Below are 23,521 nucleotides of genomic sequence, written 5' to 3'. Positions count from 1 at the left end.
TTTATTTACTCTACTCTACTTCACCGTCAAAAAGAGAAATCCAGTACCGCTGCATTCCCGCTGTGCCTGTACAGAATAATAATTTTCCTAATAACTCTATAGCTAGTTCATCTAATTTTTCATCAGAAGTTAATGCTAGTACACCGGAGCGACGGGAATTCATCCGACTTTTAAAATGGGTTCTAAACCTTTCTAGGTAATTAGCTAATCTTAAATTTTGTTCTGGGGGAATCTGTTTTTCCGCCAATTGTTGATATATGGTTAGTAGTTGCCGAATCACAACTGTTAACCGCCGCGCAATGTAGCAAGCAATAACTACTAAGGCTTTAGCTTCCAAAATATCTAAAGGGCGGCGACTATGCGCTCTTCGCATGGGGTTAGAGGCTCGCATCCGCCACAAGTTTACCCGATTTTTGATGATTCCTGTCAGGTCTAATTCTTCAGCAAAGGACAAGATGGCTTCAGAACCGCCCAGTTCTAAGGCTTCAATGGCTAGTAACATTAAATCTATTTGTAATCTAGTTCTGGCTGGACATACCTGGCCAGCAATCGCTGGATCTGGTAAAGTGTCCAAAATCGTCGGCGTTCCTGCAAAATTTGGGCTGTTTAAAGGCGTAACATTAGCGGAGACATTCATTCTAAAAAATACCTTATGCGTTTCCAATAAAGTGATTGACATTATCCTCCCACTGCTAATCGCCGGCGCGATATGGCAGTTCAATTATATACATTACTTAGTTTTTCTACCCAAATGTTCCCACATACATTAAATTTTTAAATTCTTGATGATGATCAATGGATGGTAAACCAAAAGGTCTAGTCTCCAGGGTATGACATTATAGTGTAGGATTTGGCAGGGATTAGGGAAAATTCTTACCTCTTGCCCTTTGCTTCTTTTAAGAACACTGACTACTCACAAATATGGATTTAAAATCTCTAATTCGTGATATACCAGATTTTCCGAAGCCGGGAATTTTATTTCGGGATATCACTACTCTGTTAAGCAATCCAGCGGGATTGCGTTATACTATTGACCTTTTAGCACAAAAATGCTCTGAAATTGAACTTCAGGTAGATTATATTATTGGCATGGAGTCGCGGGGGTTCATTTTTGGTGCGCCTGTGGCTTATAAATTAGGTGCGGGTTTTATTCCTGTTCGTAAAAAAGGCAAGTTACCGGCAGCGGTTCATGCTATTGAATATCAACTAGAGTATGGTACAGATACATTAGAAGTACATCAGGATGCTTTAGTGCCAGGTAGCAAGGTTCTGATTGTGGATGATTTGATTGCTACTGGTGGAACTGCAAGTGCAACAGCAAAGTTAGTACAAAAGATTGACTGTGAACTTGTAGGGTTTGGGTTTATCATCGAACTACAGGATTTGCAAGGACGGAAACATTTACCTGATGTCCCCATTATCTCACTGGTTGAATATTAGGCGTTAATCAACAACTGACAACGAACAACTGACAACCGACTAATGACTTATACAAAAATTTCCCTGGAGACGAGTCGAGACTGGCTAATCAAGCTAGTTACGAATGAGACTTTTATTTATGTAATCAAACGGCTTTTGCAGGCACTATTGACGATTTTTTTAGCGTCGGCTTTGTCGTTTTTTATTATGAAGTTGTCTCCGGGAGATTATGTAGATACCCTGCGGCAAAATCCCAAAATTTCACCGGAACGGATTGAGGAAATTAGGCGACAATTTGGGTTAGATAAGTCTTGGCCACAACAGTTTGGATTTTGGTTAAAGCAAATTGTGACTAAAGGTGATTTTGGTACAAGTTTTGTTTATCAACGGTCTGTATCATCGCTGTTATGGGAAAGAGTCCCAGCGACGTTGTTATTAGCGATCGCTTCGTTAATTATAACCTGGGCGATCGCTATTCCTTTGGGTATTCTCGCTGCTGTGAAACAAAATCGCCGGACTGACCAGGTTTTACAGATAGTCAGTTATGCTGGTCAAGGTGTTCCCAGTTTTATCACTGTCTTATTTTTACTATTCTTTGCTCAATTGACTACTCCACTTTTTCCGGTGGGTAATATGACGAGTATTAATCATGCAGACCTGACATGGTTAGGTAAAATTCTGGATATTGCTTGGCATTCAGTTTTACCATTGATTGCTCTGAGTATTACCAGTTTTGCTGGTTTACAACGCATTATGCGTGGTCAATTATTGGATGTTTTACGCCAAGATTATATTCAAACTGCTCGCGCTAAAGGACTTCCAGAAAACCGCGTTATTTATGTTCATGCTTTGCGAAATGCTATTAACCCGTTAATTACTTTGTTGGGTTTTGAATTAGCAGGTTTATTAAGTGGTGCATTTATTACGGAAAATTTCTTCAACTGGCCGGGTTTAGGAAAGTTAACTTTACAAGCTGTTTTGGCTAAAGACCAATATTTAGTCATGGCGAGTTTGGTAATGAGTGCAGTATTATTGATTATTGGTAATTTAATTGCTGACTTGATTTTAAAAGCAGCAGATCCTCGAATTAAGTTGGAAGATTTAAATTAGTCAGTTGTTAGTTGTCAGTTGTCAGTTGTTACCAATTACCAATTACCAAATGGTTTATTATATTATTCGTTCTAGAACAGATGGTAAATATCTTACAGCCCGTGTTGATGATGCCACATCAGGATATTTATTGTTGTTTAAAGAAGATTTCGAGGCTTTGAGTTATCTCAATACCCATGCTGCTGATTTAGCCAGCCGTTTGACTGTTGAATCTCTAGCTAGTTCTCAAATAGGTGGTTTAATTAAACGTTGGGGTTTTGCTGGTGTGGGAATTGTTAATGATCCTTTATTACCAGAAGTTGAGTTTTTACAGAATATATGAACTACCCCATCTTACTTCGTTGAAGATGGTGCGGCGGGTTATTCTGACTCGGTGACTCGGTGACTCCTAAATTCTGTTTGATAAATTGGTAATAGCAGATTTTGATATAGCGTTTTCCGATTTAGTGAGGGACAAGAACCCCACCCCCAACCCCCTCCCCGCAAGCGAGGAGGGGGCTATAATATACTCGATATGATTAGGAAATACTATAGTTATACTCAAAACGGCTAAAATCTGGACTTTTTTATAATACCAAGAACGAGTTCAAAGCCTCTCCAATCATAAAAGCTGCTCCTTTTCCCTCCCTTGTAGGGGAGGGTCAGGGAGGGGTGCGGGGAGAGGTTTACCAGAGGGGTTCTATATTTGGTTAAACTATGAACCGTTTGCAGTATACCTCTTTAGACTCATGTATATAAATCGAAAACCTTTAACACTAAAAATATCACTCATGTCATAAAAATACAATTCTAGATATAATGACACAATCTTTAGAGACAAAACCACAAGTTCAGGAATTGCGTAAACTGCTTGAAGGTATTGAATGTGGGATGTTAACAACAGTTGATGATGATGGTAGTTTACACAGTCGCCCCATGTCAATGTGGAATGAAATTGACAATGATGCTACACTCTGGTTTTTTACCTTAGCCGATTCCCATAAAGTCGTAGAAATTCAACATCATCAACAGGTGAATGTGAGTTTTTCCGCACCTAATCAAGAACGATTTGTTTCCATATTAGGAACAGCCCAATTAACAAGAGATCGTGATCAACTGCAAGCAAAATGGCAACCAGGGTTGGAAATTTGGTTTCCCAAAGGCATAGATGAACCCAATATTGCTTTACTAAAAGTCAAAGTTAATAAAGTAGATTATTGGGAAAGTTTATCTAGTTTTATGCCGCAAACAATTAGTTTTTTAGAACTATCAAACCGTTAAAGATACCCGACTTCTTGAAGAAGTCGGGTATCTATCAAAATCATCCTAAAAATAACTTATATGCAGGATTATCACTTTCATGCCAATAGTGATAACCAAGAGTATCTAAAAATAATTGCCATTCTGTTGTTTCGTGGGGGGGAACTTGCATTCCTACCACAATTCGTCCATAGTCTGCGCCATTATTGCGATAATGAAATAAGCTAATATTCCAGTCTGGAGAAATGGAAGTGACAAACTGCATTAAAGCACCGGGACGTTCGGGAAATTCAAAGCGATAAAGGAGTTCATTTTCTGCAAGAGGAGAATGTCCTCCTACCATGTGACGTAAATGCAGTTTTGTTAATTCATCATCTGTTAAATCTATGGTTTTTAAACCGTGAGATTCAAAATTTGCGACCATTTTCGCAGCGTCGGCACGGTTTTCTATTTGCACACCTACGAAAATATGTGCTTCTTTTTGGTCAGCAATGCGATAGTTAAATTCTGTGAGGTTGCGTTTACCAATACATTCACAAAACTTTCTTAAACTACCTCTTTCTTCGGGAATTCTGACTGCAAATATAGCTTCTCGACGTTCTCCAAATTCTGCCCGTTCAGCGACAAAACGTAAACGGTCAAAGTTCATGTTAGCGCCACAAGCAACGGCGACGAGGGTTTGATCTTGAATTTGTTCCCGTTCTGCGTAGAGTTTTGCCCCAGCGATCGCTAATGCCCCCGCAGGTTCTAAAATAGAACGAGTATCTTCAAATACGTCTTTAATTGCCGCACAGGTGGCATCTGTATCCACTAAAATAATTTCATCTACATATTGCTGACATAGCCGGAAGGTTTCTTCCCCTACTTCCCGCACCGCTACCCCGTCCGCAAATAAACCCACCTGAGACAACCGCACTCTCTCGCCAGCTTGCAATGATTGATACATGGCGTTAGCGTCCACAGGTTCAACACCAATAATTTTAATATCGGGACGCAACCGTTTGACATAGGCCGCAATCCCGGAAATCAAGCCACCACCACCAATGGCCACAAAAATGGCGTGAATAGGTTGCTGATATTGGCGCAGGATTTCCATCCCAATTGTTCCCTGGCCAGCAATCACTTCCGGATCATCAAAGGGATGTATAAAGGTTAACCCTTTTTCTGCTTCCAATTGCCGGGCGTAGGCATAAGCATCATCATAGTTATTACCATGTAATACAACTTCTCCACCCCGTGCTTTGACGGCATTGATTTTTACCTGGGGCGTAATCACAGGCATGACAATGATAGCTTTTGTTCCCAAGCGACTGGCAGCTAAGGCTACACCTTGGGCATGATTGCCCGCAGAAGCCGCAATCACACCCTGTTTAAGTAAGTCTGGGGTGAGATTGACCATTTTGTTATATGCACCCCGCAGCTTGAAGGAGAAGACTGATTGCATATCTTCCCGTTTGAGGAGGAGTTTGTTATTCAGTCTCGCGGAGAGATTGGGGGCATATTCCAGTGGTGTTTCTTGGGCTACATCATAGACGCGGGCTGTGAGAATTTGTACCAGGTAGTCGCAATACATATTAAGGAGGGAATTGGGGTTGGATGTTAATTCTACCGCTTGTTGACTATAGCGATAGTGTTCGCATTGCGTCCCGGAGGGAACTAGCGCAAACTATGGAATTTTCAAAAATAATTGCTATTGACAACTAACGACTGAGGCACTTCTTAAACCTTGAACAGTAGATATTACCTGTTTGGCAACTTGATCAATTTCCTCAACTGTATTAAATCTGCCAATTCCAAACCGCACCGAAGCATAAGCTAATTTATCGGAATGTCCTAAGGCTTTCAAGACATAGGAAGGGGCAACATTATTAGAAGAACAAGCAGAACCAGAAGATACAGCTACTACTGATTGTAAACCTAAAGAAAGTGCCGCACCGTCTACACCTTCAACACTAATATTTAAGTTTCCTGCTAATCGTTTTTGAGGATGTCCATTTAAATGAATTCCCTCAACAGTAGATAACTGATTCCACAATCTTTCTCTTAATGCTGTTAGTCGTTGATTTTCGGTTTCTTGTTCTGATAAAGCAATTTCTACAGCTTTACCAAAACCGACAATTTGGGGTGTATATAATGTCCCGGAACGCATTCCTTTTTCATGTCCTCCCCCATGTTGTTGGGAAGCAAGTTTCACCCTAGGGTTACGTCTGCGAACATATAAAGCCCCAATCCCCTTTGGCCCATAGACTTTATGGGCTGTGAGAGACATCAAATCAATATTCATTTTTTCCACATCTAAGGGGATTTTCCCAATAGCTTGGGCTGCGTCTGTGTGCAAAATAATTTGCCTTTGACGGCACATTTCTCCAATTTCAGCTATTGGTTGTAAAACGCCAATTTCATTATTTGCAGCCATTATAGATACTAAAATTGTATCATGACGCAAAGATTTTTCTAACTGATTTAAATCAATTAATCCATCTTTTTGCACTGGTAAAACTGTCAGATCAAAACCCAAACTTTTTAAATATTCACAAGGATCTAAAACTGCTTTATGTTCCGTGGCAATAGTCACAATATGTTGACCTTTTTGGAAATAAGCTTCAGAAATACCTTTAATAGCTAAATTATTTGCTTCTGTTGCACCGCTGGTAAAAACAATTTCTTCGGGTGTTGCGTTAATTGCTTTTGCTAAAATTTCCCGTGTTTTTCTAACAGCAGCTTCAGATTCCCAACCGTAAATATGGCTAATACTCGCCGCATTACCAAACTTTTCGGTAAAATAGGGAATCATAGCAGCCATTACCCTTTCATCCACGGGGGTAGTAGCATGACAATCGAGATAGATAGGACGACTGGACATAATTAATTTACGATTAATGCAAAATTTGACCTAGTTTTTTTAAGATTCGGAAAACTTGATAAAGTTCGGTTTCTCGCTTTGAAAGTGCAAGTTTATCAGAATTGCTATATTATTTTATGAATGTGATTTAGTAAAGCAAAGTTTAAATTAATTAACATTTGGAAAATCAAATATCTAAATGATGATAAATTACAGATATATCAACAAAGTCCGACAAATCGGAGTATGAAAGTTTAACTAGCTGCTAATTCCTTGATTTTTTTAAGTACAGCTTCAGCATGACCTTTAGTTTTGACATTAGGCCAAGGGTAGGCGATAATTTTATCAGGTGAAATCAGGAAGGTTGAACGGGCAACCCCCATATATTCTTTCCCCATAAACTTTTTTAAACGCCATGCCCCATAAGCCTCTATTAATTGATGTTCAGGATCAGTTAATAGGGTAATTGATAAATTATGTTTGTCTATAAATTTACAATGAGATGCGGCAGAGTCGGGACTAACGCCGATAATTTTCACACCCGCTGTGGTAAATTCTGAGGATAATTTGGTAAAATCTTGAGCTTCTGTGGTGCAGCCCGGTGTATTATCTTTAGGATAAAAATAGAGAACTATCCAGTCATTGAGATCAGCTAGATTGACTAGATTATTGTTTTGGTCTGGGGTAGAAAAATCTGGTGCAGGTTGGCCAATTTGGGGAATATTGCTCATATATTAGAGGGCGATAAATTAGGAATAAGCGAAAATTATGGCGAAATTAGGCACTCACACTTGATGCAATTTCTCGTCTGCGAGGGACATCATAAACCATAAAATCATGAGCCATGATTGTTTTAGGAAAAATTGCTTTTGCTTCTTTAAGTAAGTCTTTTAATTCAATCGTATTTCCGGGCGCATAACGAGGGCTAAAATGTGTCATAATTAGTTTACGAACTCCTGCACCATAAGCTGTTTGTGCGGCCATTGTGGTTGTGGAATGTAGCCTCTGAAACGCCATTTCTGAATCTTGATGGGCAAAAGTTGCTTCATGAATTAATACATCTGCATCTTGTGCTAATTTCACTGCACCGTCACAATAAACCGTATCTGTACAATAGGCAATTTTTCGCCCAATTTCTATGGGGCCACATAATTCACTACCATTAATTACTCTTCCGTCTTCCAAGGTGACTGTTTCACCACGTTTGAGTTGTCCATAAACCGGACCTGAAGGAATTTCTAAGGCTTTGGCTTTGTCTATATCAAAACGTCCGGTTCTGTCTTTTTCTGCTACTCGGTAGCCAAAAGCAGGAATGCGGTGATGTAAAAGACCACAGCTAACCGTAAATTCATCATCTTCATAAACTACCCCCGGTTGTACAGTATGGACTTTAATGGGGTAAGAAAAATGAGTGTGGGAGTAACGGGAAGCGGCTTGTAAGTATTCGTTTAATCCTGATGGCCCATAAATATCAATTTTGTCTACATTACCAGCTAAACCGCAACTAGCCAGCAATCCCATTAAGCCAAAAATATGATCACCGTGCATATGGGTGACAAAAATTCGGGATAGTTGGCTAACTTTTAAGTCACTTCGCAAAATTTGATGCTGAGTTCCTTCCCCACAGTCAAATAACCACAGTTCTGCCCGTTGTGGCAGCCTCAGTGCCACGCTGGAAACGTTGCGTGATCTTGTCGGTACACCGGAACTCGTCCCTAAAAATGTAATCTGCACGGCGTTTTTTAGCTTTCCTTTTGCTCAATATAGTTGTTGAGTCTCTATCTTGGCACAGTATTGGCACAGTCAGTTATTGGAGAAAAAGCAAAAAATCAAGATTTTTAAATTTTACCAGTTTTTATTGCCACCAAAAAGAAGTTGATAACCGCCAAGATAACTCACAAAGAGTCCCTTGAGGATAAAGGGAAACTCGCCTAAATTTACCTTTAATTTGTTGGGCTAAATTTTTAAATTGTTTTGTTCCCCAACCTTCTTTTGATGAGTGAATTCCTAACCCATTATCGAGAATGCTCAAAGTGTAATGTCCTGCAAATGCTGAATAGGTAACTTGTAGACGGGTGATGCCTATGGCGTGTTTACCAACATTACATAAGGCTTCTTCTAAAAATCGGCAAAGTCCTCGCTTATTTTCAATACTCAAATTGCTTTCATCTATAGGTTCAAAGTTATGAATTTTTAGTTTCAGGGTTTTAAAGCATGGTAAATCTCGTTCTAAGGTGTAGCTATAAACTTGATAGAGAATCTCATGGACAGGGTTTCGCAAATCTATGACTACATTATTTCCTAGATAAAGGCTAGTATCTTGATTAAGAGTTTCTTGTTGCCAGAATTCGTACATTCCTCGTAATTCTTGGTTTAATTCTTCAAGTTCTTTTTCTATTACAGGCAGCAAAATATTAATTGGTAATTCTTGCCCTTTCACTAGCTTTAAAACTTTAGCCAGATGTTGTAATGGCCCATTATGAATTGTTTCAAATGTAGTTTCAATCATGGTTCGGCGAGCTTGAATCCCAGATTTAATTGTTTGGTTATATTGATATAAGACGATGAGACTGATGCAATTTATAACGACAATTAAAATTGCTGGAAATATAGAAACTGACCACACCCAAGTCAACAAAAAATGACTAATCAAGACTAGACTAAAAATAGTCATGATATTTTCTGATAACTTTTCTCCAGAACCAAAATAAATTTCTGCTTGCAGTTTTTTCCAAAATTGAGTTTGCATAAGCTTTTATTCCAGTCTCAAAACCTTAATTGTGGAAAACACATTATTGATTTTATGTAAGCATTCATTTATCACCAATCAGCTAAAAATAGAAATAGCAAATATGAGGAAGTATAACTGTTGGTTTCCCCCAAAAAAATTAGTTATAATTGCCCATATTTCTATTTTTAAAGCTGAATGCTGACTATTAATCAATTAATCCGGCAATTCTAGCTTTGATTTCCGTTTGAATGCGGATGTTTTTACCTTCTTCTGGGTAAATATTTAAAGCGTCTTGCAACTTAGTCCAATAATGACGCACCATGCGTTCAGATATGCACATATTTTCAGCAATTTTTTTATCTTGTAATCCGGCTTCAAAGGCTAAATTTAGGACTTTCAACCACTCTGGTTTAACTTCTAAACCTGAGTGAATTCCTTTAATATCTTTGGTGTGAGTTAATCCCTGTAATGCCCAGTCAACTCTAGTTAACATTTCTTGGGTAGAAAGACTTTTATCAGCGACAGTAAAGCCTCCTTTATGATTATCAATATAGGGACGAATCCTTACTAATGTTTTCACATGAGCGCTTTGAATAACAATATTCAAATGGGAATAAGTTTCTATCAAATTCTTAATAAGTTGAATACCCGTGTCAACTCGCGCTTTCATTTCCAGTTTTTCTGGTATAGAAAGATCCATAATTAATAGATCAGGTTGATAGCTAATAACTTGCTCAAAAGCATGACTAGCATTTGTAGCAATATTAAATTCAGCACTAGGATAGTTTTTTCTTAATATTTCTACTGTTCCGTTTAAAACTGATTCGTGGTCATCAATTACCATGAATTTTAAAAATGATTTTTCTGATAAAACTTGTTGCATATCTAATAATTGCCCCAGTTAATAAATTTGGCTTGCTATCTACTATTATTAATTAGTTTTACTAGATTCTATTCCCGATAAATCCTTCGCTATGGGGGGTGACACCCCTCACCCCAGAAAAAACCCTAAAAAATGCTGAGATTACTAGGTTGATATATAACAGTCAAAATTATCTTTATTTCCAAGTAATTTAGGATTAATCAGAGTTGTGACAGATATACTACGAAGTAATATAGGAGTTATTAAGTAATAGAAAATACTTACCAATAAAAGTGCCAAACTGACATGAGGTTTTTGTTAAAGTAACAGCATTTACCTGATATTAAGAAATTAAAGCTATGATAAAGATGTTCTAATTCTGGCACATGAGAATAAAAAATTAGAGTAGATATATCAGGATAATAAATTTTTACAGACAACAACCCTATACTTCCTATGGGCTTAAGAGTTATATGAATATAAATAGGTAATAAAATCTCTGTTTCTGGCAAAGTTATTCTGAGTAATTCTTCTAAGACTCTAATAATTATCCAATTACGTTCAGGGGCTTCAGTTCGCCAGTAAACTGGCATTTTAAGCTGAAAATCTAGATGTTGATGGGAGTCTATCCAAGATTCTAATAAATACTCAATAGATAAAGGTAAACTATCTTGAATAGATGTGAGACATAATCGATCACTTAATTGAACTAAAGAGTGATGAAAATTATCAATTTTTTCGATATATGCTTGAATATTTGTAACTGATAAAGTCTGATTATCTATAGCCAATAAATCTAGATTACGCCGAATTGTAAAAGATTCTTGTAATAAATCATCACGAATTTTTTCGGATTCCAGAAATAGTTTCAGGAATTCTCTATAAAACCACCACTGTAATGCTTGCTGAATTCTTTGCTCAGATGTCATAAACGATATTATGATTATGACTTAAATAAATTAGATATATGTTTTCTATAGCCATTATAGAGACATTTTATGGAACGCCTCTACATTTTTTATATGACTATTTAATTTATGTTTATTCTTCATAAATCAGAAATTAATCTAGCTTTTCTCAACATAAATTTTAATGCTGTTTCTTCTCTGGAAATAATTTCGGCTGTAGCATTCATCCCTGATTGAAGAACACACTGACGGCCATTATTACCAAATGAATGGCTTTCGGGTTGAATTGTGGCTTCAAAGTAGCTAATACCAGGAGAAATTGTAGTAGTTGTATCTTTATTTTGAGATGTCATTGCATCTGGACTAATGGTTTTCACAATCCCCTTAGCAGTTCCATAATCAGGATAGGGACAAGCATCAACACGAAGTTGGACTTTTTGACCAATAGCAGCTTTATTAATTTCCGCAGTGGGAATCATGGCTTTAATTACTAAGGAAGCGTTATCAGGGACAACTTCAGCAATAGATTCACCAGCGCGGACAACTTGACCAGAATTTCGTAAATTGAGCTTGAAAATAATCCCATTACTCGTAGCCAGAATAATACTACTTTTGCGCTGATTTTCTAGTTGTTGAAGTTCTTTTTGTGATTGTTTAATTTGGGTTTGGATTTCAACTAATCGTTGAATTAAGCCTTCTCTTTCTTTATTTAAAACAGCTATATTGGCTTCACCTTTAGCAATTTCTTGAGCAATACGTTCTTCTGCCATTTTCACCATAGCTGTAGTTGGATTAACCGCAGCTTTAGTGGATTTAATTTTTATTTTAGCGATATCAACAGCTTTTTTTGTAGATTGCAGAGCGAGGTTTGTCTGTTTAACAACTAACTCCTTTTCCTGAAATTCTCGCTTGCCAACTGCGCCAACTTGTGATAGTTGCTGATAACGATCCCGATCTAATTTTGCAAATTCTAAATCAGCTTCAGCTTTTTGTAAACCTACTAATTCTTTTTGGATATTTACCTCCGCTGCTATTAATTCAGTATCAGTATTAATTTTTCGCTCTTCATATTCTCTTTGATTTCTTAATAAATCCTCTTTAGCAGAATTAACAATCTTTTCTATAGCTATTTTTTCAGACATAATTTGATGATTTAACGTCCGGTTTTGAGCATAAATTTGAACTATTTGCAATCTACTTTGTTTAATATTTTCCTCTAATTGGCTTTTTTTAATGAGTAATTGCTCAGTATCTAAAATGGCGATGATCTCCCCTTGCTTAACAATTTGATTTTCTTTGACTAAGATATTTTTAATAGTCCCTTCTATCTTTGATTGGACTACACGAGTTTCACCTATGGGACGAACTATAGCAGCAGCTTTAACTGTGACATTGTATTTCACCCATGAGGACAAAGAAATACTAGCAATAACAGTCCCAATTAGAAATACACCTGCTAAGGATGTCCAGCGACTAACAGGAGGAAGTGAATTATCTTTTTCAATGACAGAATTGAATTCTTGAGGATGAGTGTAAAGCATAATTATCTGATTAATGAATGATCACTAAGGAATTAAAAAATCTAAATGTTCTCCTGGTTTAGTGCGTAAATCCTCTAGAGAACCTTCTAATTTCAACTTACCCTGATCTATCAAAACAATCCAATCAGCACGATTAATTACTTTCGGTCGGTGAGTAATTAAAATCGTTGTTTTCCCTTGACGATGTTGAAATAATTGGTCTAAAACTTGCGCTTCACTAACTGGATCAAGTCCACCAGTAGATTCATCTAAAATCAGGATTGCTGGGTCTGTAACAATGGCTCTAGCTAGTGCTAATCTTTGCTTTTGTCCACCGGAAATATTAGCACCAAATTCACCCAAGATAGTTTGATATGTCTGAGGTAACTTACTAATAAATTCATCAGCACCAGTAACTTGGCAAGCTTGAACAATCTGCTCAAAGCTAATATAGGGTGATCCTAATCGAAAGTTTTCGACAATGGAACGATTCCAAAAATGGGCATCTTGGGGAACAAGTATGACCTGTTGACGGAGACATTCTAAGGAAAGGTCTTGGAGGTTATAAAGTCCAATGCGGATATTCCCAGATTGCAGTTGATATAAACCAGAAATTAATTTAGCTAAGGTGCTTTTACCACATCCTGATTTACCAATAAGAGCAATATTTTTACCCCCAGGAATTGTTAAAGAAAAATCATCTAATAAGTCAATGCGACCAGGATAATGAAAGGTCAAATTTGTACAAATAATGTCATCATTACCAGAGATTTTAGCAAAAGGCTTTTTACCATCATCTTCCTCTTCTGGAGTGGCATCAATAACTTCTGTTAACCTTCTTGTGGCAGTTTTAGCACGGGTAAATTCATCAACAAAATTAATAACTGTGCTAATTAAAGAGAGAAAATTCCCAGTCATTGAGTTAAATGCTAATAATTGTCCAATGCTGAGATTTTCAGCCGGATTAATTACTAAATAGCCACCAAACCAGAGTAAAATTACACTACCAATTCCAGAAATAAAGCCAGAAAAAGTATTATTAATAATGCCAATTTGCATTGTTCTAAATGTCAGTCCAGCCAGACGATTAAAGCGATTTTGTAATTCATCCCAAAATTGTCTTCCTGATGTGGTGGTTTTGAGAGTTAATGCCCCTTTAAAGGTTTCAACTAAAACCCCTTGGGTTTCCGCTTCTGTGACTAACAGTTCGTTGGTTTTTTGTTGTAGTGTCGGCTGGAAAATAATAGTAGATGTGGTCATGACCACAGAAACTAATAAAGCTACTAAGGTAAGCTTCCAGCTATAAAAAAACATGAAACCCAAGGAAATTATGGCAATGAAAAATTGACTGGGTAAACCAACAACAACTTGAGCAATTAATTGATTAATTTGCTCAATGTCTTGCAACCGACTAATAACTTCACCACTGCGACGGGCTTCATAATAAGTTAATGGTAAACGCAGAATTTGCCGTCCAAATTCCAGAACTAAACCTAATTGCATTCGTTGGGCAAAATGAGCAATTAAGTTAGACTGGACAAATGAAAGGCTATGAGAAATCATATTCATGACTACTACAGCAATTACTACTGTAGTTAGTAATTTTGTGTCACCTCTAACTAACACATCATCGGTGAGAATTTGCAGCAGAAAGGGAGAAGCTAAAGACAATAAACCTAAGACTAAATTCAGAGGTAATGCTTGAAATAAAATGCTACGATAAATCCAGACCCGTTTAAAAAAACGCCAAAAACCACCAACTTTATCTTGCTTTTGAGCAAAAAAGCGGATGGGATCTGGTTCTACTAATAATAATAACCAATCTGTCCAAGCTTCTTTTATATCTTGTTTAGAAAGATAACGCATTCCGACCGCAGGATCTGCAATCAGAAATTTTTTACCTTTTTTACCATATAAAACAACCCAATGATTTCCTTGCCAATGAATGATTGCTGGTAAGGGTGCTTCATGGATTTTGTCTAATATTTCTGGGGAACTTTGGACTGGATTTGCTTTAAAACCTAGGATTTCTGCTCCTCTTTTTAATCCCAATAAAGTAGTTCCAAATTGCCCTGTTCCTACGGCTTCCCGCACCCGGTTAAGGGTAAAAGTTTGACCGTAATGTTTAGCAATTGCAGCCAAGCAAGCTGCGCCACAATCTTCTTCGCTATGTTGTTGAACTAACTGGTATTTCATAGATAAAGCACCCTGGAGAATAATAATTAGGTGGTATATTTCTGGAATTAGCTTTTTTTTGATTTATGGTGGAAATATATAAAGTATTTAGATAAAGTCTTACTTGTATGAATTGGTAAATAGGGCGTGATATTTAGAAAAAGAGTCAGCAATCAGTAGCAGAATAATAAAGAATTTACTTCTTTTATTATTCTGTTTCTAGCTGATAGCTGACTGACTTTAGTAATGAGCAGAAACAGGAAGAATTAAAATTCTATAAACCGTTTCTTTCTATTAACTTACGTTGATTTCTTGCTCTTGCCCAAGAAGTTGATCAACACGTCCGCGTCCACCAATAGTAGCAAAATTGCCTCCTATCTGTAGAGCGAAAATGTTAGTGATCTTGGGGGATTCCACGACTACAATAGGACGAGCAGGACGATTACGACGACCACCAGCTACGATTTCTTGTTGCTCAACAGATACTGCGGTAAATAAATTAGACATGACTGAATTCTCCTTGATTTGTATTATTGCTTGGGGTTGTTTACTGCTCGGTTGCCGTTTCCCCCCTCGCTTGTTAATAGAATATCGAGAAGTCACTAGATAATTCATTCTCATTTTCTGCAAACTTCATTACCAAATTTAGAACTAGATATTGCCGAAAAATACACGCCAACTCGGCTAAATTCATTTGACAAAATTTCCAATCTTAGCTATATATATTTCTATATAATGTCAGATAGGCGTGCAGCATATAATAAGTATCTATTTAATGTAAAACCTATATCTTGCCTGGAAATTCATTTCCAGGCTCATAGCTCAAGTCATCTCAAGATAACTAAATATACTCAACACGGTTGGGAGATGGACTTTTGTAAAATTACGAAAAATCTAGATTAGTAGGGGTTTAGCACTGCTAAACCCCTACCCGCAGAATCAAATAATTAAGCCGTTCAGATAATCTGCGCTCACGAAAATCTGCGAGAACGGTGTTTTCTGCCTCCACCGCATGAGCAGATAATGACATTAATTATGATATTTATGATTGTTATATTATTAACAACTACAACAACATTATTATTTCCTTTAACTTGAATATCATTAACATTATTAGCTCTAGCTTTGATATTTCTGCCACCAATTATGGTTTCTTGCTGCTCAATAGGTACTACTGTAAACAATAGATTAGACATGACTTAAATTCCTCTAATTGTGAATTATTACTAACTGTGGATTAATTTTATACTTTTAGATTCGGCTTCAGTTAATACCGTATATGTTTATTCTGATCTTTGTCATGGCTAATTTGTGCCAACTTAATTACCGAATTTAGAACTAAATATTGCCGAAAAATACACGCCAAATCGGCTAAATCATGTTCACCAAATAGAAAATTTCTGCTATCTTCTATTCATTATTCTCAGCCAGCAATAATAAAAGTATCTAAAACCGACAGAACAAGTATTTTGTTTCCTTTTCACAAACTTTGGGTTATGAGACTGGAAATTTCCCTCATGGGTATTTACATGAATAGATATATAATTATAAAAGCTTAAATAAATTATCTAATTTCAAATCATGCTTAATCAGGATTAGATTTTATGCTGACAACTGGAGGGATTTCAAACTGCCCATGATTCCCTGTAAACTAGAAAAGATATGCTACGGTGCAATACCTATAATATGTCGTTAAAAATAGATTCTGGATTATTTGGCTATGATTTCACAGATCATCACGCAATTTTATGTGTGCCAGTTGATGCGGAAATTAAAGAAATCCGTAAACGTTATTTGCAAATAGCCCGACTCTTGCACCCAGATAGTTCTAATGTAGTGGGTGACAGTCAAAAACAGATAGCTAATCAACTGTTATCAAAGCTAGTGAACCCAGCTTATGAGAAGTTGTCTGTAGAACGCAATCGTGGGGAATATCTGTTAATTCTGTCGCAAATGGGTAAACGGTTTTCACAAGAAGCAGCATCAATCATGCTCAAGACAGAACTAGCCCAGCAATTGGTAGCTGCGCCCAATATTAGTATGTCATATAAGGAAGCGATCGCTAAAATTGCCGAAACTCAATTCAGTGATTTGCAACAAGCACACAAAATCATCGCTCAAATTAGTGAGTTAAATCTAGTTTACCTGATGCGGATGGGTGGACAGTCAATGAATAGGCCCCCATCTAGTCAGCCTCAAAATTCCCATAAACAATTACCCGCAACCCCAACCCCATCTTCACCACCAAAAGAAGAGTCAGCAGCAGAACAATACCTGCGTCGCGCCCAATCTTTGCTAGAAAAAAACCAATTGTCCCTAGCCAAAGTAGAATTACAGGATGCCTTAAAGTTAGAACCAAAAAATAGTCATTGCCATAGTTTGATTGCAATGGTATATTTACGGCAAAATCAACTGAAAATGGCAAAAATTCACTTTGATAACGCCCTGAAGTTAGATCCTAATGAAAAAACTGCCCTGGAATGGAAACCCAAGGTAGATCAAGCTTTAGGAATTACCAACAGTGGTTCTCAAGGGAGTTCCTCTTCTAAAACTGAAGAGAAACAACCAGATAAGTCTGGAAATGGCGGTTTGTTTGGCGGTTTGTTTGGCGGGAAGAAAAAATAATGGTGTATCAACCAGCAGCGGGAGCCAGGGATCTATTACCTTTAGATGTGGCGCAAAAACGCTGGATTGAAGATAGATTAGAACAAGTATTTCACCGTTGGGGATATCACAGGATTATCACCTCAACTCTGGAACGAATGGATACTCTCATGGCGGGTGAAGCAATTGTGCGCCCCATGGTGATTCAACTCCAAAATGGTCAAAATGAAGAATTGGGATTGCGTCCAGAATTGACGGCTTCTATCGCGCGGACAGTGGTAACTCGCATGGAGGACGCAACCCACCCCCAGCGACTCTATTACAATGCTAATGTTTTCCGCCGCAATTGGGAAGGCCGCCATAATCGTCAGCAAGAGTATTATCAAGCTGGGGTGGAGTTACTAGGTGCGGGGGGATTATTAGCCAATGGGGAAGTATTGCTGTTAGTAGCAGATTGTTTAACAGCATTGGATTTACAAGGATGGCGGTTAATTTTAGGGGAAGCGGGAATTACTCGCTCCCTGCTCAATGCTTTTCCCCCGGAAATCAGAAATCAGGTTCGCACTGCGATCGCTAACTTGGATTATATCACTCTTGATACCTTACCCCTCAGTGCAGAACTACACCAACGCGCTAAAATCATGTTGGATTTGCGGGGAGATAGTCGAGAGGTTTTAGAAAAAGTCAGCAGTTTACATCTAGAACCAGACCAGCACGAAGCAATAAATAACCTTAAATCTCTAGTAGAATTACTAGATGGTAAATTCCCTTTAATCCTTGACTTGAGCCTAATTCAAACCATTGACTACTACACAGGTATTGTTTTTGAAGTAGTGAGTGATACAAATTCCCAAGCCAAAGTTTTAGGACGCGGTGGTCGCTATGACCAATTACTCGGTTTATATCATCCCCAGGGTAAAAATATTCCTGGTATCGGCTTTGAACTGAGCATTGATGATTTATACCAAATTCTCTCATCAAATCAGCAATTACCCCAGGATATCCCCACCAGTCATTGGTTGGTAGTTCCAGAAACTGCCGATGCTGCGGCTGCGGCCTTTGCTTACGCCGAAAAGCTGCGTGATTCTACTCAATTAATCAGAGTAGAAATAGAATTAAGTGGCTCAGATGCAGAGGCGATTCGTCAATATGCAAGCGATCGCTCCATTGCCCAAATTGCTTGGATTAAAGCTGATGGTTCATCTACCATCGAAGCGGGATGTTAAACCAGTAGGGGTGGGGTTTCCCCACCCTATAAATTTGGTCAATGTTAAATCAGTAATCAGTAATAATTGATAAAAAAGAGGGAATCGGAAAAATGCCACATACCATTGTCACAGACGTTTGTGAAGGTGTTGCTGACTGCGTAGGTGCTTGTCCTGTAGCTTGTATTCATGAAGGTCCAGGGAAAAACGTCAAAGGCACAGATTGGTATTGGATTGATTTTGCTACCTGTATTGATTGTGGCATCTGTCTCCAAGTTTGCCCAGTGGAAAATGCGATTCTGGCAGAAGAAAGACCAGAATTGCAGAAAATTACAGGATAGTCAGTAGTCAGTGGTCAGTAGTCAGTGGTCAGTAGGAAAGGAAAAACAACTGACAACGAACAACTGACAACTGACAACGAACAACAAACAACGAACAACTGACAACGAACAACTGACAACTAACAAATGACTAATAACTATTTATTAGAAGTAAAAAATGTCCACGCTGGATATATTAAAGATGTAGATATTTTGCAAGGTGTCAACTTTCACATTGCACCAGGGGAATTAGTCACAGTCATTGGTCCCAATGGTGCGGGTAAATCCACTTTAGTAAAAACTATTTTTGGACTTTTGACACCCCATACCGGAACTATTACCTTTAAAGATCAGAATTTGATTGGTTTAAAATCTAATCAAATTGTTGCCAAAGGAATGTCCTATGTTCCCCAAATTGCCAACGTTTTTCCATCCTTAACCATAGATGAAAACTTAGAAATGGGGGCTTTTGTGCGGAATATTCCCTTGAAACCTCTTAAAGATAAAATATACACTATGTTTCCTCGATTGAGCGAGCGCCTTCGTCAACGTGCGGGGACTCTTTCCGGTGGAGAACGGCAAATGTTAGCAATGGGGAAAGCATTAATGTTAGAACCCAGTTTACTGCTTTTAGATGAACCTTCTGCCGCATTATCTCCCATTTTAGTAACTCAAGTATTTGAGCAAATTAAACAAATTAAAGCAGCCGGTACTGCCATAGTTTTAGTCGAACAAAATGCTAGAAAAGCCTTAGAAATGGCAGATCGTGGTTATGTGTTAGAATCAGGAAGAGATGCTATGTCTGGCCCCGGTAGAGAATTATTAAATGATCCGAAAGTAGGAGAATTGTATTTAGGTGCTGGGAAAGGACATTAATAATTTTTGTCTCACGCAGAGGCGCAGAGGCGCGAAGAGAAGAAGGGAGATTACTAAAATAATAATTAGGGAATATGACTACACAAACAATATCATCAGCGGAAATATATCAAGGTCAATTTGGCGAATTTACAATTACCGATAGCGATCGCCAAAGTGTGATAATTTATCGGACAGGGTTAATGATTGCAGCCCTGTGTTTTGCCATTGGTAGCGGTTTAGTCTTATTTTATCCCCAACCTGGGGCAATTCAAGCTATTACCCCTCTCTACACCTGTTTTAGTCTGGCACTTGGTGTGAGTTTATTAACTATTCATATTTATATGGCATCTTTGCACCGAATTCTCCAAATTTTCTGGGTAATTGGCAGCATTTCGGCCTTTATTTTTGGACATGGTGATAGTCAAGCTTTTGCAATCACTGTTTATGATCAACCATTGAGTATATTGGGGATTGGTTTTACATTTGCAGCTTTGACAGGGATTTTTTTCAAAGAAGGTTTTTGCTTCAATCGTTTAGAAACTAAAATCTTAACTCCCATAGTTCCCTTACTATTATTAGGGCATTTAACCGGAATTTTACCAACTCAAGCAGAACAGGTTTTATTAGGAATTTGGGCAATTTTCTTTTTAGTCTTTGCTGTGCGGAAAATCATTCAAGCTATTCCTCCCGATATTGGCGATAAATCTGTATTTGATTATTTGAAAAAGCAACATTTAGTAAAAGTTTGATATATTGATATGCAGTTGAATGAGATAAAAAAATTCTTCATTCTTCATTCTTCCTGACTCCTGACTCCTGACTCCTGACTCCTGACTCCTCCTCATACAATGTCAAATTCAGAAGAACGTAAATATTGGTTAGCTTGGTCGCAAATTTCTGGAATTGGTCCAATATTATTGCAAAGAGTACAACAGCACTTTGGTAACTTGGAAACAGCTTGGAAAGCTAGTCCTGGAGAATTGCGAAAAGTTGAAGGTTTTGGATTTCAAACATTAGAAAAAGTTGTTCAACAAAAATCCCGTTTAAACCCCGAACAACTCCTCACTCAACACCAACAAGCAAACCCCCATTTCTGGACACCAGCAGACGCAGAATACCCCCAATTACTGCGAGAAATTCCCAGTCCACCCCCGTTGTTGTACTATCGGGGAGAAGTTGATTTACAGGAAAATTCAGGACAAAAACCCTTAGTGGGAATTGTGGGAACTCGTCAACCCACAGAATATGGAATTAAATGGACTCGTCAAATTAGTACCGCATTAGCAAAAAATGGTTTTACCGTTGTTTCTGGTATGGCCGAAGGAATAGACACCGAAAGTCACGCAGCCGCAATGAAAGCCGGAGGAAGAACCATAGCAGTTGTGGGAACAGGAGTAGATGTTATTTATCCCTATAAAAATCAAGGTTTATATAAACAGATATTGACATCTGGAATAGTAATTAGTGAATATCCGGCCAAAACCACACCGAACCGCACCCATTTTCCCCGTCGAAATCGCATTATTGCTGGTTTAAGTCGTGCAGTATTAGTAATAGAAGCGGGAATAAAATCCGGTGCTTTAATTACGGCTACTTATGCTAATGAATTTTGTCGAGATGTTTACGCGTTACCAGGAAGAATTGATGATCAACCATCACAAGGTTGTTTAAAATTAATTAGTCAAGGTGCAGGTTTAATTAATCAAGAACTTAGTGAATTATTAACCCTGTTAGGTGCAATTCCCCAAATAGATATAGAACCACCTATAGTTAAATCTCCTCCTTTACCTGACTTAGCACCAGAATTACAACAGGTAATAAATACCTTAGCTATTGATGCTTTATCTTTTGATTTTATTATTCAAAAAACAGGTATGAATGCAGGTTTAGTTTCCAGTTCTTTATTACAATTAGAACTCATGGGTTTAGTTACCCAACTCCCCGGAATGAGATATCAAAAATGTTAAAACTTTGATTGATTTCTGTATTTCCTTCTTCCTTTGCGTCTTTGCTCCTTTGCGTCTTTGCGCGAAACATAATTCAATTGTTTATTGCTGTGGATAATATTGTGGAGTCAATGGTGGATTCATGACAGGAGGTGGATAACTACCTACAGGCATATTATTAACCATCCCATTAGGCATAGTTGGATTCATTAGCGGTGGTTGAATCGGTTGCTGAATCAATGGTGTAACAGGTGGTTGATAATTAGGAATTGGTTGATTAACTGGTTGATTAACTGGTTGATTATTTATAGGATTGGTGGGTGTGACTATAGCTTGGCTAAAGTGTTGGTAAGCAGCACTAGAAATAGAACTAATTAATTTTGCAGCACGAGGATCATTGTTAGGACGTTTTACCATGATAGCGGCAATATAACGCTTACCCGTAGGAACATCAACTAAACCCGCATCTGCTAACATTGTACCAATATCACCTGTTTTGTGATAGGTATTTGCGCCTTTTCCTAAGCCCGCAGGTAAAAGATTATCTCTTTCAGTGCGATTCATAATATTGAGCATTAAATCGCGCGATCGCATACTCACAACATTACCTTGATTCACCATTGAGATTAAATTCCCCAATTCTCTGGGACTGGTGGTATTAGTCCCTTCTAAATCTGGGAGGGGATTACGAATCATCGTTGCTGTCAGTCCCCAACTGCGAAAACGCCCATTTAATGCCTCTTGTCCCCCTAATTTAGCAACTAGCATATTTGTGGCTGTGTTGTCGCTAATTGTAATCATCTTCGTAGCCAGATCAAGAGCAGTGTATTTGCTGCCTGGGGTTTGATATTGCATATTTCCCGAACCCCCGACCATCATCTCCTTTTCCAGAGTTAACATTTCATCCAAGCGGATTTTACCTGCATCTACATCCTGGAAAAAAGCAATCAAAATCGGGATTTTAATGGTGCTGGCAGCGGAAAAACTTGTATTACTATTAATATCTACATAACCACCATTGTCTAAGTCTAATAAAAACACCCCTGGTGTGAAATCAGAGTTAGTTGTGGTAAGAGTTTGCAGAGTATTTTTTAAAGGTGTAATTTCCTGGGAAAGATATAAGCTTGTATTAGGAGTTTGAGGTGCTTTCTGAGAAGTTGTAGTTTGAGATACGGACACAACTGAATTAATGCGATTAGCAGGGTCTAGGACTGACAACAGCGTACCAACAATTGCACCGATACCGACACCGACAATTAACAACCGCAAGGCATATAACATGGTTCGAGCCATGGGTTTTAACCTTGTCTTCCGTGATGCTCTTCTTTCTATTTTTGGTTTGTCTATACGTACTGTCTTTAACCTCACATTCCCCTGGGGAGAAATTTGAGTATTCTTCTTGACTGTAGATATGGGTTTTACTCCTGGAGGCATCATGATCCGTGATGCTGGTCTTCGCCCCCCAGACGAGATAGGAGCAGGACTGATATGATTATTACCTAGACGTGTGACAGTTGCAGCTTCTCTTGGGCTAGAAACTGGCTGCTGACTGATAACTTTTTTTTGTCCTGTCTTAGGGACTGGACGTTTACGCCGGCGACGCTGTAGAGGTTGCCTTTGTGATAGAGGTATGAGTTTGTCACTTGTTTCTGACATAGCTAATCCTTTTCACCTTCGACCCAGATTGTTAGTTGATGCACCATAATGTTTGAGTCGATGGGGGATATTATTCCCCGCACCTCTCAGTTAGATCCGGACGTGCCACTTTCACGGCATCCGGCT

General features: G+C 38.1%; 23 protein-coding genes. 10 read left to right on the top strand and 13 right to left on the bottom strand.

Annotated elements, in window-relative coordinates:
• Window positions 1–10 precede the first annotated feature (10 nt).
• A complete protein-coding gene (locus FJR11_RS20115; protein WP_168506944.1) occupies window positions 11–637 on the bottom strand; it encodes a DUF3038 domain-containing protein in 627 nt (208 codons plus the stop codon).
• A 284-nt stretch (window positions 638–921) separates the two neighbouring features.
• Here FJR11_RS20115 and FJR11_RS20110 point away from each other — a divergent pair, with 284 nt between their 5' ends.
• From FJR11_RS20110 to FJR11_RS20095, 4 genes are all read left to right on the top strand, one after another.
• Window positions 922–1,440: an adenine phosphoribosyltransferase gene (locus tag FJR11_RS20110; protein ID WP_168506942.1), complete on the top strand. Its 519-nt coding sequence runs from the start codon at window positions 922–924 to the stop codon at window positions 1,438–1,440.
• Between the two features lie 42 nt (window positions 1,441–1,482).
• The gene (locus tag FJR11_RS20105; RefSeq protein WP_168506940.1) at window positions 1,483–2,529 is read left to right on the top strand and encodes an ABC transporter permease; all 1,047 of its coding nucleotides are present in this window, start codon (window positions 1,483–1,485) and stop codon (window positions 2,527–2,529) included.
• Window positions 2,530–2,578: 49 nt separating this feature from the next.
• Window positions 2,579–2,851 (top strand): hypothetical protein, encoded by a 273-nt coding sequence (locus tag FJR11_RS20100; RefSeq protein WP_168506938.1) that lies wholly within the window; start codon window positions 2,579–2,581, stop codon window positions 2,849–2,851.
• A 476-nt stretch (window positions 2,852–3,327) separates the two neighbouring features.
• Window positions 3,328–3,789 (top strand): pyridoxamine 5'-phosphate oxidase family protein, encoded by a 462-nt coding sequence (locus tag FJR11_RS20095; RefSeq protein WP_168506936.1) that lies wholly within the window; start codon window positions 3,328–3,330, stop codon window positions 3,787–3,789.
• A gap of 40 nt (window positions 3,790–3,829) precedes the next feature.
• On the opposite strand, the gene ilvA is transcribed toward FJR11_RS20095, so the two are convergent.
• The 11 genes from ilvA to FJR11_RS20040 form a co-directional block, all read right to left on the bottom strand.
• Window positions 3,830–5,341, bottom strand: a complete 1,512-nt coding sequence (gene ilvA / locus FJR11_RS20090; RefSeq protein WP_168506934.1) for a threonine ammonia-lyase, biosynthetic — start codon at window positions 5,339–5,341, stop codon at window positions 3,830–3,832.
• 117 nt (window positions 5,342–5,458) lie between these two features.
• Entirely contained in the window at window positions 5,459–6,631 is a 1,173-nt protein-coding gene (locus tag FJR11_RS20085) for an IscS subfamily cysteine desulfurase (RefSeq protein ID WP_168506932.1), read from the bottom strand.
• A gap of 233 nt (window positions 6,632–6,864) precedes the next feature.
• A complete protein-coding gene (gene bcp, locus FJR11_RS20080; protein ID WP_168506930.1) occupies window positions 6,865–7,341 on the bottom strand; it encodes a thioredoxin-dependent thiol peroxidase in 477 nt (158 codons plus the stop codon).
• A gap of 46 nt (window positions 7,342–7,387) precedes the next feature.
• Window positions 7,388–8,344: a ribonuclease Z gene (locus FJR11_RS20075; protein WP_168506928.1), complete on the bottom strand. Its 957-nt coding sequence runs from the start codon at window positions 8,342–8,344 to the stop codon at window positions 7,388–7,390.
• 121 nt (window positions 8,345–8,465) lie between these two features.
• Window positions 8,466–9,359, bottom strand: a complete 894-nt coding sequence (locus FJR11_RS20070) for a sensor histidine kinase (RefSeq protein ID WP_168506926.1) — start codon at window positions 9,357–9,359, stop codon at window positions 8,466–8,468.
• Between the two features lie 187 nt (window positions 9,360–9,546).
• Complete coding sequence (locus FJR11_RS20065; RefSeq protein WP_168506924.1) at window positions 9,547–10,224, bottom strand: response regulator; 678 nt, start codon at window positions 10,222–10,224, stop codon at window positions 9,547–9,549.
• 260 nt (window positions 10,225–10,484) lie between these two features.
• Window positions 10,485–11,132 carry a hypothetical protein gene (locus FJR11_RS20060; RefSeq protein ID WP_174763150.1) on the bottom strand — a complete coding sequence of 216 codons (648 nt, stop codon included), beginning with the start codon at window positions 11,130–11,132 and terminating at the stop codon, window positions 10,485–10,487.
• Window positions 11,133–11,251: 119 nt separating this feature from the next.
• The gene (locus FJR11_RS20055) at window positions 11,252–12,652 is read right to left on the bottom strand and encodes an HlyD family secretion protein (RefSeq protein WP_168506922.1); all 1,401 of its coding nucleotides are present in this window, start codon (window positions 12,650–12,652) and stop codon (window positions 11,252–11,254) included.
• Between the two features lie 24 nt (window positions 12,653–12,676).
• Window positions 12,677–14,827 carry a peptidase domain-containing ABC transporter gene (locus tag FJR11_RS20050; protein WP_168506920.1) on the bottom strand — a complete coding sequence of 717 codons (2,151 nt, stop codon included), beginning with the start codon at window positions 14,825–14,827 and terminating at the stop codon, window positions 12,677–12,679.
• Between the two features lie 273 nt (window positions 14,828–15,100).
• The gene (locus tag FJR11_RS20045) at window positions 15,101–15,313 is read right to left on the bottom strand and encodes a hypothetical protein (RefSeq protein ID WP_168506918.1); all 213 of its coding nucleotides are present in this window, start codon (window positions 15,311–15,313) and stop codon (window positions 15,101–15,103) included.
• Window positions 15,314–15,777: 464 nt separating this feature from the next.
• Window positions 15,778–16,002 carry a hypothetical protein gene (locus FJR11_RS20040; RefSeq protein ID WP_168506916.1) on the bottom strand — a complete coding sequence of 75 codons (225 nt, stop codon included), beginning with the start codon at window positions 16,000–16,002 and terminating at the stop codon, window positions 15,778–15,780.
• Window positions 16,003–16,492: 490 nt separating this feature from the next.
• Here FJR11_RS20040 and FJR11_RS20035 point away from each other — a divergent pair, with 490 nt between their 5' ends.
• The 6 genes from FJR11_RS20035 to dprA all read left to right on the top strand — a co-directional run bounded on the left by FJR11_RS20035 (window position 16,493) and on the right by dprA (window position 21,760).
• On the top strand, window positions 16,493–17,431 hold the full coding sequence (locus FJR11_RS20035; protein ID WP_168506914.1) for a J domain-containing protein: 939 nt from the start codon (window positions 16,493–16,495) through the stop codon (window positions 17,429–17,431).
• The gene (locus FJR11_RS20030; RefSeq protein WP_168506912.1) at window positions 17,431–18,636 is read left to right on the top strand and encodes an ATP phosphoribosyltransferase regulatory subunit; all 1,206 of its coding nucleotides are present in this window, start codon (window positions 17,431–17,433) and stop codon (window positions 18,634–18,636) included. The genes FJR11_RS20035 and FJR11_RS20030 overlap by 1 nt, the downstream gene beginning before the upstream one ends.
• 92 nt (window positions 18,637–18,728) lie before the next feature.
• Window positions 18,729–18,956, top strand: coding sequence for a ferredoxin family protein (locus FJR11_RS20025; RefSeq protein WP_168506910.1), 228 nt, complete (start codon window positions 18,729–18,731; stop codon window positions 18,954–18,956).
• 126 nt (window positions 18,957–19,082) lie between these two features.
• Window positions 19,083–19,811: an ABC transporter ATP-binding protein gene (locus FJR11_RS20020; protein ID WP_168506908.1), complete on the top strand. Its 729-nt coding sequence runs from the start codon at window positions 19,083–19,085 to the stop codon at window positions 19,809–19,811.
• A 74-nt stretch (window positions 19,812–19,885) separates the two neighbouring features.
• A complete protein-coding gene (locus FJR11_RS20015; protein WP_168506906.1) occupies window positions 19,886–20,542 on the top strand; it encodes a DUF2301 domain-containing membrane protein in 657 nt (218 codons plus the stop codon).
• A gap of 99 nt (window positions 20,543–20,641) precedes the next feature.
• Complete coding sequence (gene dprA / locus FJR11_RS20010; RefSeq protein WP_168506904.1) at window positions 20,642–21,760, top strand: DNA-processing protein DprA; 1,119 nt, start codon at window positions 20,642–20,644, stop codon at window positions 21,758–21,760.
• 81 nt (window positions 21,761–21,841) lie between these two features.
• Here the strand turns inward: dprA and FJR11_RS20005 are convergent, their stop codons facing one another.
• Window positions 21,842–23,395 carry a serine hydrolase gene (locus tag FJR11_RS20005; protein ID WP_168506902.1) on the bottom strand — a complete coding sequence of 518 codons (1,554 nt, stop codon included), beginning with the start codon at window positions 23,393–23,395 and terminating at the stop codon, window positions 21,842–21,844.
• Between the last annotated feature and the right edge of the window lie 126 nt (window positions 23,396–23,521).

This window comes from Anabaena sp. UHCC 0187 (assembly GCF_009712035.1).
Classification (GTDB): domain Bacteria; phylum Cyanobacteriota; class Cyanobacteriia; order Cyanobacteriales; family Nostocaceae; genus Dolichospermum.
Note: the sequence above shows the minus strand (reverse complement) of the source record. Positions and strands in the feature narration are given on the sequence as shown.

Coding starts and splice junctions, on each gene's coding strand:
- FJR11_RS20105 (WP_168506940.1), top strand. CDS start 1,483: ATGACTTATACAAAAATTTCCCTGGAGACGAGTCGAGACTGGCTAATC.
- FJR11_RS20015 (WP_168506906.1), top strand. CDS start 19,886: ATGACTACACAAACAATATCATCAGCGGAAATATATCAAGGTCAATTT.
- FJR11_RS20110 (WP_168506942.1), top strand. CDS start 922: ATGGATTTAAAATCTCTAATTCGTGATATACCAGATTTTCCGAAGCCG.
- FJR11_RS20040 (WP_168506916.1), bottom strand. CDS start 16,002: ATGTCTAATCTATTGTTTACAGTAGTACCTATTGAGCAGCAAGAAACC.
- FJR11_RS20020 (WP_168506908.1), top strand. CDS start 19,083: ATGACTAATAACTATTTATTAGAAGTAAAAAATGTCCACGCTGGATAT.
- FJR11_RS20095 (WP_168506936.1), top strand. CDS start 3,328: ATGACACAATCTTTAGAGACAAAACCACAAGTTCAGGAATTGCGTAAA.
- FJR11_RS20045 (WP_168506918.1), bottom strand. CDS start 15,313: ATGTCTAATTTATTTACCGCAGTATCTGTTGAGCAACAAGAAATCGTA.
- bcp (WP_168506930.1), bottom strand. CDS start 7,341: ATGAGCAATATTCCCCAAATTGGCCAACCTGCACCAGATTTTTCTACC.
- FJR11_RS20115 (WP_168506944.1), bottom strand. CDS start 637: ATGAATGTCTCCGCTAATGTTACGCCTTTAAACAGCCCAAATTTTGCA.
- FJR11_RS20050 (WP_168506920.1), bottom strand. CDS start 14,827: ATGAAATACCAGTTAGTTCAACAACATAGCGAAGAAGATTGTGGCGCA.
- FJR11_RS20030 (WP_168506912.1), top strand. CDS start 17,431: ATGGTGTATCAACCAGCAGCGGGAGCCAGGGATCTATTACCTTTAGAT.
- FJR11_RS20055 (WP_168506922.1), bottom strand. CDS start 12,652: ATGCTTTACACTCATCCTCAAGAATTCAATTCTGTCATTGAAAAAGAT.
- ilvA (WP_168506934.1), bottom strand. CDS start 5,341: ATGTATTGCGACTACCTGGTACAAATTCTCACAGCCCGCGTCTATGAT.
- FJR11_RS20065 (WP_168506924.1), bottom strand. CDS start 10,224: ATGCAACAAGTTTTATCAGAAAAATCATTTTTAAAATTCATGGTAATT.
- FJR11_RS20100 (WP_168506938.1), top strand. CDS start 2,579: ATGGTTTATTATATTATTCGTTCTAGAACAGATGGTAAATATCTTACA.
- FJR11_RS20070 (WP_168506926.1), bottom strand. CDS start 9,359: ATGCAAACTCAATTTTGGAAAAAACTGCAAGCAGAAATTTATTTTGGT.
- FJR11_RS20035 (WP_168506914.1), top strand. CDS start 16,493: ATGTCGTTAAAAATAGATTCTGGATTATTTGGCTATGATTTCACAGAT.
- FJR11_RS20085 (WP_168506932.1), bottom strand. CDS start 6,631: ATGTCCAGTCGTCCTATCTATCTCGATTGTCATGCTACTACCCCCGTG.
- FJR11_RS20025 (WP_168506910.1), top strand. CDS start 18,729: ATGCCACATACCATTGTCACAGACGTTTGTGAAGGTGTTGCTGACTGC.
- FJR11_RS20060 (WP_174763150.1), bottom strand. CDS start 11,132: ATGACATCTGAGCAAAGAATTCAGCAAGCATTACAGTGGTGGTTTTAT.
- dprA (WP_168506904.1), top strand. CDS start 20,642: ATGTCAAATTCAGAAGAACGTAAATATTGGTTAGCTTGGTCGCAAATT.
- FJR11_RS20005 (WP_168506902.1), bottom strand. CDS start 23,395: ATGTCAGAAACAAGTGACAAACTCATACCTCTATCACAAAGGCAACCT.